Source organism: Pseudoduganella sp. UC29_71 (assembly GCF_042693265.1).
In the GTDB taxonomy this organism is placed as follows: domain Bacteria; phylum Pseudomonadota; class Gammaproteobacteria; order Burkholderiales; family Burkholderiaceae_D; genus Rugamonas.
Genome location: NZ_CP170549.1, coordinates 4276184 through 4290079, shown reverse-complemented (window position 1 = coordinate 4290079; position 13896 = coordinate 4276184). Strand labels below are relative to the sequence as shown.

Genomic DNA, 13896 nt, shown 5'->3' with positions numbered 1-13896 from the left:
AGGTATGCACGATGATGACAGGTCCGGTTCACCAGGGAATGCGGCGCAAGCTGCTGGCGGTGTTGGTAGCAGCATGCTACGGTTCCGCATACGGCAACCCCAGCGCGCCGCAAGTGGTGGCAGGGCAGGCCAGCTTCCTCCAGCAAGGTAATCTGTTCACGATTACCAACACCCCGAACACCATCATCAACTGGCAGAATTTCTCGGTCAACGCGAACGAGATCACGCGCTTCATCCAGCAAAGCGGCGACAGCAAGGTCCTGAACCGCATCGTCGGCCAGGACCCGACCCAGATCCTGGGCGCGCTACAGTCGAACGGCAAGGTCTTCCTGATCAACCCGAACGGGGTCTTGTTCGGCAAGGACGCGCGCATTGACGTGAACGGCCTGGTGGCCTCCAGCCTGGCCATCAGCAATAGCGACTTCCTGGCCGGGAAGCACAGCTTCAGCGGCGACGGGGCGGGCAAGGTCGTCAACCAGGGCAGCATCACCACGCCCGGCGGCGGCCAGGTCTACCTGATCGGCTCGAGCGTGGAAAACAGCGGCGTGATCACCTCGCCGCAGGGCGACGTGGTGCTGGCGGCGGGCAAGAGCGTGCAACTGGTGGACTCGGCCAACCCGGACGTGCACGTGGTGGTGTCGGCGCCGGCGGACCAGGCGCTGAACCTGGGCCAGGTGCTGGCGGCCGGCGGCAAGGTCGGCATCTATGGCGCGCTGGTGAACCAGCGCGGACGCGTGAACGCGGACAGCGCGGTGGTCGGCGCGAACGGCAAGATCGTACTGAAAGCCAGCGGCACCACGCTGCTCGAAGCGGGCAGCCGCACCAGCGCCAACAACAGCGCAGGCCAGGGCGGCGAGATCCAGCTGCTGGGCGAGCGCGTGGGCCTGACGGGCGACGCGGCGGTGGACGCCAGCGGCGCGGCCGGCGGCGGCACGGTGCTGATCGGCGGCGACTATCAGGGCAAGAACGCGGCCGTGCAGAAAGCGCAGCAAACCCACATCGCGGCTGGCGCCAGCGTGCGCGCCGACGCGACCGCGTCCGGTGACGGCGGCAAGATCATCGCCTGGAGTGACGGCGCCACCCGCGTGTTCGGCAGCCTGTCGGCGCGCGGCGGCGCGCAGGGCGGCAACGGCGGCCTGGTGGAGACCTCCGGCCACTACCTGGACATGCAGGGCAAGGTCGATACCCGCGCGCAGGCGCCGGGCGGCAAGACCGGCACCTTGCTGCTGGACCCGAGCGACATCTACATCGCCTACGATTCCCTCGCGGCGTTTTACGGCGGCATGCTGAACGGCGCGCCTGAACTGGGCGACGCGGCTGGCCTGTTCCTGCCGTCCGGCGCCGTGCACGATTCGCTGCTGACGACTGGTGCGCTGCAAACCGCACTGCTGACCAATAACGTCACCATCAAGACAGCCAATGCCGCCGGCACCGGCGACGGCTCCATCCACGTGATCAGCCCGCTGGCCTGGGCCACCAACCGCAGCCTGACCCTGGAGGCCGACCGGGACATCCGCCTGAAAGCGGCCATTGCGGCGCCTGATGCCGCCATCAGCCTGAAGGCGGGCGGCACCATCGTCCAGACCACCAGCCCGGCCGATGGCATGACTGCAAAAAGCCTGGGCGCGCTGGCGGCCGGCGACATCGTGCTGGACAACGGCGGCAACACCATTTCCGGGGCCGCCACGCTGGCCTCCGGCGGCGGCAACGTCACGCTGAGCGGCGCCAGCATCAACCTGGGCAACAGCAGCGCCAGCGGCACGCTGACGGCCAGCGCAGCCAACGGCAACCTGGCCGTCACCGGCACCGTCAACGCCGGTGGCAACGTGGTGCTGTCCACGCAGCGCAGCGGCGACTACCGCATCACCAACACCGGCAGCGTCACGTCCGGCGCCGGCATCGAACTCAAAAGCGGCAAGATGACGCTGGCCGGCGGTTCGCTGACGGCGCAGTCGGTGCTGCTGGAGTCGGGCAACGGCATCAACCTGGGCGCCACTGGCAATCCGGCCGACACGCTGGCGCTGACAGGTTCCGACCTGGCTTCGGTGCACGCGGGCCAGCTGCAAGTTGCGGTCGCCGCCAACCACATCGGCGACGGCGACATCGTGGCCAGCGCGCCCGTCTCGTTTGCCGGCACGCTGGCGCTGACCGCGCAACGCAATATCGACCTGCAGGCAGGCATCGCCACCGGCGGCCTGACACTGAGCGCGCCGAATTCCATCAGCGCCGGCGGCGCTGTCGCAGTCGACGGCACCTTCAACCTGCTTAGCGGCCAGTGGAGCCAGAGCATAGCCACGCTGCCGTCGTTCAGCGCCAAGGACTTCCGCCTGAGTGGCGGCTCCTTCCTGCGCACGCGCGGAGGCAACGGCAGCGGCGATACGCCGTTCGCGCTGGTGGACATCTACGGCCTGCAAGGCATCGCCACCCTGGCAGCGTCCAATTCCTATGCACTGGACAACAACATCGACGCCAGCGGCACCAGCCTGTGGAACGGCGGCGCCGGCTTCAAGCCGATCGGCAACAGTGACTACACTTACACCGGCGCCTTCAAAGGCAACGGCAACACCGTCACCGGCCTGGTGATCAACCGGCCCGACATCGACAATGTCGGCCTGTTCGGCTACTTCGCCGGCAGCGTCAGCGACCTGAAGCTGTCCGGCGGCAGCGTGCGCGGGCGCATGAACGTGGGCGCGCTCGTGGGCAGCACCAACGGCGCCGACGGTTACATTTCCAATGTGCAGACCAGCGTGCCGGTGTCCGGCATCGGCAACGTGGGCGGCCTGGCCGGCTATAGCGGCGCGCAGATCGTCAGCGCCAGCAGCAGCGGCGCTGTGACGGCCGGCTTCGCGGTGGAGAGCGCCTCCAATATCGGCGGCTTGGTGGGCTACAACTTCGGCAGCATCAGCGGCTCGCATTCGAGCGCCAGCGTCACCACGACGGGCCAGGGCTATGCCGGCGGCCTGGTGGGCGCCAACTACTCCGTCGCAAGCGGCAGGGGCAGCATCGACGGCTCCTACGCCATCGGCAACGTCAGCTCCAGCGGGGAAATCATCGGTGGACTGGTGGGCGACAACGTGGGCGGCGCGATCAGCGAGTCCTATGCGTCCGGCAGCGTGCAGGGCGGGCGCAACGTGGGCGGCCTGGTGGGACGCAACACGTCCGGCTACGCCGGCGGCGGCACCCTGCAAGACGTGTACGCCAGCGGCGCAGTCAGCGCGCACGCCAACCCCGATCAGGCGCTGCAACACGCGAACATGGGCGGCCTGCTGGGTGAAAACTTCAGCGGTACCGTGGTGAATGCCTTCAGCAGCAGCACCATCAACGGCAGCGGCTTCAGCAGTGTCTATGGCCTGATCGGCTCGGCTACCGGCGGCACCGTCACGCATGGCTACTTTGATTCGGTCAAGGCCGGCACCAGCAGCGACGCCGGGGGGCTCGCCGGCGGCAAGCCGCTGACGACGGCGCAGACCATGCAGCAGTCCAGCTTCGAGGGCTTCAGCTTCACCACCTCGCCGGTATGGCGCATCTACGAAGGCCACACCACGCCACTGCTGAAAGGCTTGCTGAAACCGCTCACGGTTGCCGTGACCGGCAGCGGCGCCACCAAGGTCTATGACGGCAACAGCGCGGCCTTCACCGGTAGCGGCGCCTACACCGGCCTGCTGGACGGCGACACGGCCGCCAGCGGCACGCTGGGCTGGGACGGCGCCAGGAACGTCGGCACCTACGGCATTGGCGGCCTGTGGTCGACCAAGTACGACATCAGCTACACCGGCAGCGCGCCGCTGACCATCACGCCGCGCACCGTCACCGCGCAAGTGGGCGGCAGCAAGGTCTACGACGGCAACACCACGCTGAGCGTGGCCAAGCAGTCGGTGACGTTCGCCAACGCCATCACCGGCGACGACCTCGGCGCGACCTTCACGGCGCTGTTCGCGGACAAGAACGCAGGGAGCGGCAAGCCGCTCACCGTCAGCAACGGCGCGCTGACCGGCGCCAGCGCCGGCAACTACGTGCTGGGCGGCGCCACCAGCGCCGGCGCCGAGATCACGCGCGCGCCGTTGACGGTCAGCGGCATCAGCGGCGTCACGCGCGTCTACGACGCCACCGTGGCCGCCAGCATCAGCGGCACACTGGTCGCCAGCGGCGTCAGCGGCGATGACATCGGCGCCGCCCTGGCCGGCAACTACACTTTCAACAACAAGAACGCGGGCGAAGGCAAGGCAATCAATGTTCCGCTGACCCTGAGCGGCGGCGACGCAGGCAACTACCTGCCCTACACCACGGCTCACGGCAGTATCACGCCGGCCATGCTGGGCATCACGTCGATCAGCGGCGTGAGCCGGGTCTACAACGGCACCGACACTGCCCAGGTGGCCAATGCCGTGTTCAGCGGCGTGTACAGCGGCGACACCGTGCAAGCAGGCACCGCCAACGCCAGCTTCAACAACAAGAACGTAGGCACCGGCAAAACCATCACCTTGTACTCCATGTCGCTCGGCGGCGCGGATGGCGGCAACTACTTCGTGAACACCGAGTCGGCACCGGCCATCACGGCCAGCATCACGCCGGCCGCGCTGACGGTGGGCGGCATCAGCGCCAACTCGCGCACCTACAACGGCGGCACGGGCGCCTCGCTGTCATTCATGGAAGGCGGCTACCTGGTCGGCGCTTTCAACGGCGACTCGGTGGCGCTCAATGCCGGCAGTGCCAGCGGCGCCTTCGCCGACAAGAACGTCGGCACCGGCAAGTCCGTCACGGTCTCCGGGCTGGCACTGACCGGTACCGACGCGGGCAACTACACGGTTGCCGCACCGGCCCTCAGCGCTGACATTTCGCAACTCAATTCGGTGAGCTGGATAGGCGGCGCCACCGGCCTGTGGAGCGACGGCGCCAACTGGTACGGCGGCGCCGTGCCGGACGGCGGCAACGTGCTGAACGTGATCCTTGGCGGCGGCAGCGGCAGCGTGGTCACCTACGATGGCGGCACCACCCTCCTGCGCAGCCTGACGGCCAGCAACGGCCAGGGCCTGACGATCGCCGGCGGCGCGCTCACGCTGGGCAAGCAGAGCGGCGACGCATCCGCCGTGTCCGGCACGGTCAGCTTGAACAGCGGCAGCCTGAACCTGGCCGGCTCGCTGGGCGCGGGCAGCTACGTGCAAAGCGGTGGCGCGCTGGGCGGCAGCGGCAACCTGGCGGCCAGTGCCTTCAACATGAGCGGCGGCACCATAGCCGGCCTGGGCACGCTGGCCGTGGCCACCCAGTACACGCAGACCGGCGGCACGATCGCCACGCCGGGCAATATCATCATCAGCCAGGCCAGCGGCAACCTGTCGGTGGGCGCCATCTCGGCGCTGGAAGCGATTTCGCTCACCGCGCAAGGCGGCGCCATTACGCAGACCGGTGCACTGAGCACCAACAGCCTGCACACGGTATCGGCCAGCGGCACGGCGCTGGACAACAGCGCCAATCATGTGCGCAACTTCAGCGGCAGCAACGGCGCCAGCGGCGGCATCAGCCTGCATAATGTGCTGAGCGGCAGCGACGAGCTGGGCGTCGGCAACCTGAATACGGTGGGCGGCGGCATCGGCATCGACAACGTGGGCGGCATCCACACCACGGGCGACCTGCGTGCGCTGGGCGGCGCTGTCTCGCTGGCGGCGCATAGCCCGGTCCTGGTCAGCCATGAAATTGCCGCCGACAGCATCAACCTGTCGGCCAGCACCGGCATCACCCTGGCCGGTTCGTCCGAACTGCTGGCCACGCATGATATCGGGCTGAGCGCGGGCACCGGCGTGCAATTGGGCGGCGTGCTGTCCAGCACGGCCGGCAGCATCGGCGTGACCACGCAAAGCGGCAATATTACGGCAGCCAGCGGCACCTCTGTGTCTAGCAGCGGTCCGGTGCGCCTGACGTCGCTGACCGGCAGTGTCAGCGTGTCCAGCAGCGCGTTCGCAGCCGGCACCGTGCCCACGATTTACGACGGCGCCGCAGCGGCGGCGGAAGCAGCGGCCAAGGCGGCTGCCGAAGCAGCAGCTAAGGCAGCAGCCGAAGCGGCAGCCAAGGCGGCAGCCGAAGCAGCGGCTAAGGCGGCGGCCGAAGCGGCAGCCAAGGCAGCGGCGGAAGCGGCGGCCAAGGCGGCGGCCGAAGCGGCAGCCAAGGCGGCGGCGGAAGCGGCAGCAAAGGCGGCAGCCGAAGCGGCGGCCAAGGCGGCGGCGGAAGCGGCAGCCAAGGCAGCGGCGGATGCGGCGGCCAAGGCGGCGGCAGATGCGGCAGCCAAAGCGGCGGCCGATGCGGCAGCGGAAGCGGCAGCCAAGGCAGCGGCGGATGCGGCGGCCAAGGCGGCGGCAGATGCGGCAGCCAAAGCGGCAGCCGATGCCGCGGCGGAAGCGGCGGCCAAGGCAGCAGCGGAAGCGGCGGCGAAAGCAGCGGCGGACGCGGCTGCCAAGGCGGCGGCAGATGCAGCAGCCAAGGCGGCAGCGGATGCCGCGGCCAAGGCAGCGGCGGATGCGGCGGCGGCCGCAGCGCAGAACAACCCCACCCAGCCGGTGGGCCAGGCGATCAATTCCACGGTCAACATCATCAACGCGTCCACCTCGGGCACCAGCGCCTCCAACTCGGCGCCGCCGCTCCCGGCCAGCACGGCGACTGACAAAACCAGTTCGAGTTCCGGCGGCACGGCGACAACTCAAGCCGGCGAGAGCAAGAAGGATGACGGCAAGAAGGAGGAGGGCAAGGATAGTTCCGCGCTTGTCACCGCCCAGAAAGAGCCTGCCAAGAAAATGTATTGCAACTAAACATACTGCAGAAACCATGGCAGCCCACACTCGCCGGCGCGCGGCGCGATGTTTCGGCCGGATCGCGCCCCGCGCGCTGCTCGCCGCCGTTGCCGCGCTGGCTGCCGCATACGGGGCGCCGTCCGCGATGGCCGGTCCTGTCGCAGGCACAGTGGTGCAGCTGAGCGGCGCCATGGTGGCGCAAAAGCCGGATGGCACGCTCAAGCCGCTGGCGGTCAAGTCCGAGGTGGAAAGCGGCGACACCCTGCGCACCCAGGCCGGCGCCTACGCGCTGCTGCGCCTGATCGATAGCAGCGAGATCACGCTCAAGCCATCCACCGCGCTGGTGGTCGAGCAGTTCGCTTTCGCGCGCGGCAAGCAGGCCGACGACCAGGCCAGCTTCCAGCTGCTGAAAGGGGGCATGCGCTCGGTGACTGGCCTGCTGGGCAAGCGCAGCAAGGAAAAATTCTTCATCAAGACCCCCAGCGCCGAGATCGGCATCCGCGGCACGGACTTCATACTGGAATACCTGGACGGCACCGAGCAGCAGCAGGCCGCCCCGGCGGGCGCCGGCATCGCGCTGGTTCCCTCCGCGCCGCTGCCGCCCGGCGGATTGCCACCCGGCTTGCACGTCTATGTGAGCGAAGGCGGCATTTCCCTGGTCAACCGCAGCGGCCAATACCAGTACGACCCCGGCCAGTTCGGCTACATCAAGGACGACAATACCAAGCCGGTCAAGATGAGCAGCAATCCCGGCATGCAGTTCACCGTGCCGGCCTCCTTCGCGCCGCCGCCGGCGCCCCCGGTCGATACATATTGAAAGCAATATTTGTTTCAATAGAGCATTAAGTTGCCAAACCGTGCTAGCATTTCGGCATCCGCGCACGGGATGTGTCATCTGGAACAAAAAAATCTTGATTTTGTTGCAAAATCAGGAGGGAAAGCTTTGGTCCTGGGTAATAATCGCAAGTGCGCAGCGCCATGCCGGGAGACCCGGGCCGCACAGCACCAGACCAGCATCAGCACCAGAACAACTCCAAGAGCCTATATGACATTGAAATTAGCGCGCTTTTTTGCGGGCACCCTGTTAGCCGCCGCCGTCAGCACCGCCTGGGCCCAGGAGGCCAACGGCGACATCCGATTCGAGATCAGCCGCTTCGACGTGAAGGGCAACACCCTGCTGCCCCAGACCGAAGTGGAACGCCTGCTGGCCCCGTTCGCCGGCCAGCGGCGCGACTTCGGCGATGTGCAGCGCGCGCTCGAGGCGCTGGAAGCGGCCTATCACGCGCGCGGCTACAACGTGGTGACGGTGGAGCTGCCTGAGCAGGAGCTGAACCAGGGCGTGGTGCTGCTGAAAGTGGTGGAGGTCAAGATCGGCCGCGTCAAGGTGCAGAACAACCGCTACTTCGACGAAGCCAACATCCGCCGCAGCCTGCCTGCCCTGCAGGAGGGCCGCACGCCCAACCTGAACGAGGTGTCCAACAACCTGCGCCTGGCCAACGAGAATCCCTCCAAGAAGGTCAACCTGAAGCTGCAAAGCAGCGACACGGACGGCGAAGTGGACGCCAGGCTCGAGGTGGCTGACGAGAGCGCGTGGAAAGCCATGCTCAATGCCGACAACACCGGCACCGGGCAGACCGGCAAGACCCACTTGGGCTTCGTGCTGCAAAATGCCAACCTGTGGGGGCGCGACCACGTGGCCAGTCTGCAGTACACCACCACCGCCGAGGAACCGGGCCGCGTGAAGGTGTACGGCGTGGGCTACCACATTCCGCTGTACAGCCTGGGCGATTCGATTGACTTCTTCGGCAGCTATTCCAACGTCGATTCCGGCACCGTATCGGCCGGCATCTTCGACCTGGCGGTGAGCGGCAAGGGCGCCGTGTTCGGCGCGCGCTACACGCAGGGCCTGGCCAAGCGCGGCAAGCTGGAATCGCGCCTGGTGTACGGCGTCGATCACAAGGCCTTCAAGAACAGCGTGGTGCTGTTGGGCGCGGAACTGGGCAACGACGTGACGGTGCATCCGCTGAGTGTGAACTACTTGGCCAACTGGAGCAGCGAGATCGGCGAACTGGGCGGCTCGGTCACGCTGGTGCATAACGTGTCGGGCGGCGCACGCGGCAGCCGGGCCGACTTCACGCTGTCCCGCATTGGCGCCAAGCCCGATTACAACCTGCTGCGCCTGTCGGGCAGCTACAGCCGCAGCCTGCCGCAGGACTGGCAGTTGCGCGCCATCGTCAACGGCCAGTACACGCCGGATGCGCTGATACCGGGCGAGCAATTCGGCGCCGGCGGTGCCAGTTCGGTGCGTGGCTTCTCGGAGCGCGAAATCTCCAACGACAAGGGCGTGGGCGGCAATCTCGAGCTGTACACGCCGAATTTCTGCGGCAGCGAGCGCTGGCAGTGCCGCGCCCTGGCTTTCTACGACACCGCTTACGTGAAGCGCAACCATCCGCTGCCCAGCGAACTGGTCAGCACCGCCATCGGCAGCACCGGACTCGGCCTGCGCGTGCTGATGGCGACCTCCCTTAACCTGCAGCTCGACTACGGCCATGTGGTCCAGGCGGGCGCAACAGGGCGCGGCAGCGCCAACCGGCTGCACGTGCGGCTGGGACTGTCTTACTGAACGAGTCGAACGATGCGAGATTTTCCAAGCCACTTGAACCTGAAGCGCAAGCTGCTGGCCGCCACCGTTGCCGCCTGCTTTGGCGCAGCCGCGCACGCCTCGCCTTCGTCGCCGCAAGTGGTGGCGGGCCAGGCGCAGTTCAGCCAGCAGGGCAATGTGTTCTCGATCACGAACACGCCCAACACCATCATCAACTGGCAGAGCTTCTCCATCCAGGCCGCCGAGATCACGCGCTTCATCCAGCAGAGCGGCGACAGCAAGGTCCTGAACCGCATCGTCGGCCAGGACCCGACCCAGATCCTGGGCGCGCTGCAATCGAACGGCAAGGTCTTCCTGATCAACCCGAACGGGGTCTTGTTCGGCAAGGATGCGCGCATCGACGTGAACGGCCTGGTGGCCTCCAGCCTGGCCATCAGCAATAGCGACTTCCTGGCCGGCAAGCACAGCTTCAGCGGCGAGGGCGCCGGCAAGGTCGTCAACCAGGGCAGCATCACCACGCCAGGCGGCGGCCAGGTCTACCTGATCGGCTCGAGCGTGGAAAACAGCGGCGTGATCACCTCGCCGCAGGGCGAGGTGGTGCTGGCGGCGGGCAAGAGCGTGCAGCTGGTGGACTCGGCCAATCCGGACGTGCACGTGGTGGTGTCGGCTCCGGCGGACCAGGCGCTGAACCTGGGCCAGGTGCTGGCGGCCGGCGGCAAGGTTGGCATCTACGGCGCGCTGGTGAACCAGCGCGGGCGCGTGAACGCGGACAGCGCGGTACTGGGTGCGGACGGCAAGATCGTACTGAAAGCCAGCGGCACCACGCTGCTGGAAGCGGGCAGCCGGACCAGCGCCACCAACAGCGCAGGCCAGGGCGGCGACATCCAGCTGCTGGGCGAGCGCGTGGGCCTGACGGGCGACGCGGCGGTGGACGCCAGCGGCGCGGCCGGCGGCGGCACGGTGCTGATCGGCGGCGACTTCCAGGGCAAGCACGCGGCCGTGCAGAACGCGCAGTTCAGCTTTGTCGGCAAGGACGCCGCCATTTCGGCCGACGCCACGGCGTCCGGCAACGGCGGCAAGATCATCGTCTGGGGCGACCAGGCGGCGCGCGCGCACGGCACGCTGTCGGCGCGCGGCGGCCAGGGCGGCAACGGCGGCCTGGTGGAAACATCGGGCCATTTCCTGGACGTGGACGGCGTGCGCGTGGATACGCGCGCGCAGGGCGGCAAGGCCGGCCTGTGGCTGCTGGACCCCGAGTACATCACCATCGCCACCGGCGGCACCGCCAGCCGCGAGGATGTGGCCAATTTCGGCGCCGGCGCGGCCAGCGGCATCACGTCGATTTCCCCGGAGACCATCAATGCCGCCACCACCCATGTGGCGCTGCAGGCGCGCCGCGACATCACCTTCGTGGATGCGGTCAGCATCGCGGCGCAAGGTGTGGGCGTGTCGGCGCAGGCGGGCGGCAGCATCAACGTCAACGCGGCGCTGACCACCAATGGCGGCCCGGTTATCCTGCAGGCCAACCTGGGCGACACCGCCACCGGCTCCGGCGCGGTGAATGTGAACAGCGCCTTGAACACCAACGGCGGCAACCTGGTGCTGAGCGGCGCCGGCGTGGCGCTGAACGCGGCCGTGCGTGTCGGCCTGGGCGACGCGGACCTGCGCGTGAACAAGGCCGGCGGCAGCATCGCCATCGGTGCGAACGGCAGCCTGGCCGGCAGCTCGGACGCCAGCTATTCGCCGCTGTTCTCCTTCATGGCGGACAATGTCAGCCTGTTGGGCAATGTGGACGGCGGCGGTGCGGGCGAGGGCACCTCGGTATCCTTCGTGCCGTTCTCGGCGGACCGCGCCATCCTGGTGTCGAACACGCAGGACGCGGGCAAGCTGACGCTGGCCCCGGCCGACCTGGGGCGCGTGTCGGCGCTGAACCTGAACATCGGCAGCAGCGGCGCCAGCGGCGTGGCCGTGGCCGACGCGCTGGAGCTGGGCAAGGTGCGCAACGTCTTCTTCGAAAGCGCGGGCGACATCGGCATTAACAATACGGTGCAGGCCAGCAGCACCAATGGCACGATTTCTCTGGGCACTTACGGCAGCGCGGCGGGCATCGTGTTCGGCAGTGGCGGCAAGCTGGCTGCCCACGATGTGCTGCTGCGCTCGGACAATATGGCACTGGGCAGCACCGCAGGCGCCATTACCGCCACCGGCCTGGCCAGCCTGGCCAGCTACAGCGATACCGCCGGCATCCGGCTAGGCGGCAGCAGCAGCGCCACCGGCGCGCTCGCGCTGTCGGCTGCGGAACTGGCTGCCATCCAGGCCGACAGGCTGCAGCTGGCCACGGCGCAGGATGTTTCGGTGGCGGGCGACGTGCTGTCCGGCGCCGGCACGCTGGTGCTGAAGGCTGCCAATATCGTCAACGGCGGCGGCAAGATCACCGCCAACGCGCTGGACATGACTGCCAGCGGCAGCATCGGCATGGCGGACAAGGCGCTGTCGACGGTGGTGTCGCAACTGTCCGCGCAGAGCACGGCCACCGGCGGCAACCAGTCCATCTCCATCAGCAACGTCAATTACGCTGCCAATCCGGTGACGTCGCAGGCCGGCCAGCTGACCATCAAGAAGCTCGTGCTGGCCAGCGGCAATGGCGGCGCCATCACCTTGAACAATACGGGTGCCACGGTGCTGGACGCGCAGGGCGTGGTGAGTTCGGATACCGGCAAGGTCACGCTGGCCGCGCACAGCCCGCTGACCATTAACGGCGCGGTGCGCACGGTGTCGGGCGATATCGAACTGGTGGCCGGTTCCAGCGGCTCCGCCGGCGACGTGCTGAGTTTCGGCAGCGGCGCCCTGGTGAGTTCTGCCAGCGGCAACGTCACGCTGGCTGCCGGCGCGTCCATCCAGGGCCTGGGCAGCGGCACGGTGCAGGCAGCGCCGGGCAAGCTTGTGACGCAACCGAATCAGAATCCGCCGGTGACGCCGCCGGTAACGCCGCCGGTGGAGCCGCCGGTGACTCCGCCCGTTACGCCTCCTGTGACGCCGCCGGTCGAACCGCCGGTCACGCCGCCCGTAACGCCGCCAGTGACGCCACCCGTGACGCCGCCAGTCGAACCGCCCGTGACGCCGCCGGTGACGCCCCCAGTGACCCCGCCGGTCGAACCGCCGGTCACGCCGCCCGTAACGCCGCCAGTGACGCCACCCGTGACGCCGCCAGTCGAACCGCCCGTGACGCCGCCCGTGACGCCGCCGGTGACGCCCCCAGTGACCCCGCCGGTCGAACCGCCGGTGACGCCTCCCGTCACGCCACCCGTGACCCCGCCGGTTGAGCCTCCGGTGACGCCGCCTGTTACGCCCCCGGTGACGCCGCCGGTCGAACCTCCGGTGACGCCGCCTGTTACCCCGCCCGTCACACCGCCTGTCACCCCGCCGCCGAGCGCGGACATTTGCACCATCGCGCCGAATTCGGCGCTGTGCCAGGTGCTGTCGCCGCCGACCGCGAGCGAACCGGTGAAACCGGTGCAGTTGGCAAGCAATGAAGTCATCAAGACCGTCAACGCCACTGCGCCGCGTTCTGACGCCGGCGGCCCCGCGTCCACCAGCTCCACGCCGGGCGACGCAAAAGACAAGACGGACACCAAAGAACTCGCCTCAAACGACAAACCGGGAACGAAAAATGAGCCAGCTAAAAAAATGTACTGCAACTAAAGCCTTGCTGCTGCTGGTCTTGTGGTGCAGCTGCGCCCTGGCGCTGGCGGCGCAAGTGGCAGGCACCGTGGTGCAGCTGAGCGGCCCGCTGATGGCGCGGAAGGCCAGCGGCGCGGTCAAGATCCTGTCGCTCAAGTCCGAAGTCGAGAGCGGCGACACCCTGGTGACCGAGAAGAACACCTACGCGCTGGTGCGTTTCATCGACAACAGCGAGATGACGCTCAAGCCGTCCACTACGATGAAGATCGATAACTACGCCTTCGACAACGCCAAGCCGGACGGCGACGCTGCCAATTTTAGCCTGGTCAAGGGCGGATTGCGTTCGGTGACCGGCCTGCTGGGCAAGCGCAACAAGGAAAAGTTCGAGCTGAAGACGCCAAGCGCCACCATCGGCATTCGCGGTACCACCTTTATCGCCGAGTACGTCCCGGCGGAGGAAGAGCGCGCCCTGGCGTCGCTGCAAGCCTGGCTCAACGCCAGCACCGCCGCGTTGGGCGACAGTGTGATGCCGATCGCGCCGCTGCAGCTGGCGCAGATTCCGGGGCCTAAGCCCCTGTCGCCGCCGCCGGGCCTGATGCCGGGCTTGTACGTGCATGTGATCGACGGCCTGATTCATGTCACCAACCCGGCCGGCACCAGCAACTTCAGCCCGGGCCAGTTCGGCTTCACGCCGAGCCCCACGACGCCGCCGGTCATCATTCCGCGCAATCCTGCCTTGCAGTTCACGCCGCCGGCGTCCTTCAGCAGCCCGCCGCAAAGCTCGCAGGCGGGACCGGGCAAGTCCAACGTGATCGAGTGCGAAGTCCGGTAAAG

5 protein-coding genes are annotated in these 13896 nt (G+C 67.9%); all 5 read left to right on the top strand.

Annotated features, from left to right (window positions below):
• The first annotated feature begins 11 nt into the window (after positions 1 to 11).
• The 5 genes from ACFJI2_RS18980 to ACFJI2_RS18960 all read left to right on the top strand — a co-directional run bounded on the left by ACFJI2_RS18980 (position 12) and on the right by ACFJI2_RS18960 (position 13894).
• Positions 12 to 6797: a YDG domain-containing protein gene (locus ACFJI2_RS18980; protein WP_377701415.1), complete on the top strand. Its 6786-nt coding sequence runs from the start codon at positions 12 to 14 to the stop codon at positions 6795 to 6797.
• Between the two features lie 16 nt (positions 6798 to 6813).
• Positions 6814 to 7596 carry a FecR domain-containing protein gene (locus tag ACFJI2_RS18975; RefSeq protein ID WP_377701414.1) on the top strand — a complete coding sequence of 261 codons (783 nt, stop codon included), beginning with the start codon at positions 6814 to 6816 and terminating at the stop codon, positions 7594 to 7596.
• A gap of 228 nt (positions 7597 to 7824) precedes the next feature.
• Positions 7825 to 9402: a ShlB/FhaC/HecB family hemolysin secretion/activation protein gene (locus tag ACFJI2_RS18970; protein ID WP_377701413.1), complete on the top strand. Its 1578-nt coding sequence runs from the start codon at positions 7825 to 7827 to the stop codon at positions 9400 to 9402.
• 12 nt (positions 9403 to 9414) lie between these two features.
• Complete coding sequence (locus ACFJI2_RS18965) at positions 9415 to 13083, top strand: filamentous hemagglutinin N-terminal domain-containing protein (protein ID WP_377701412.1); 3669 nt, start codon at positions 9415 to 9417, stop codon at positions 13081 to 13083.
• Positions 13052 to 13894, top strand: coding sequence for a FecR domain-containing protein (locus ACFJI2_RS18960; protein WP_377701411.1), 843 nt, complete (start codon positions 13052 to 13054; stop codon positions 13892 to 13894). The genes ACFJI2_RS18965 and ACFJI2_RS18960 overlap by 32 nt, the downstream gene beginning before the upstream one ends.
• Positions 13895 to 13896: the final 2 nt, after the last annotated feature.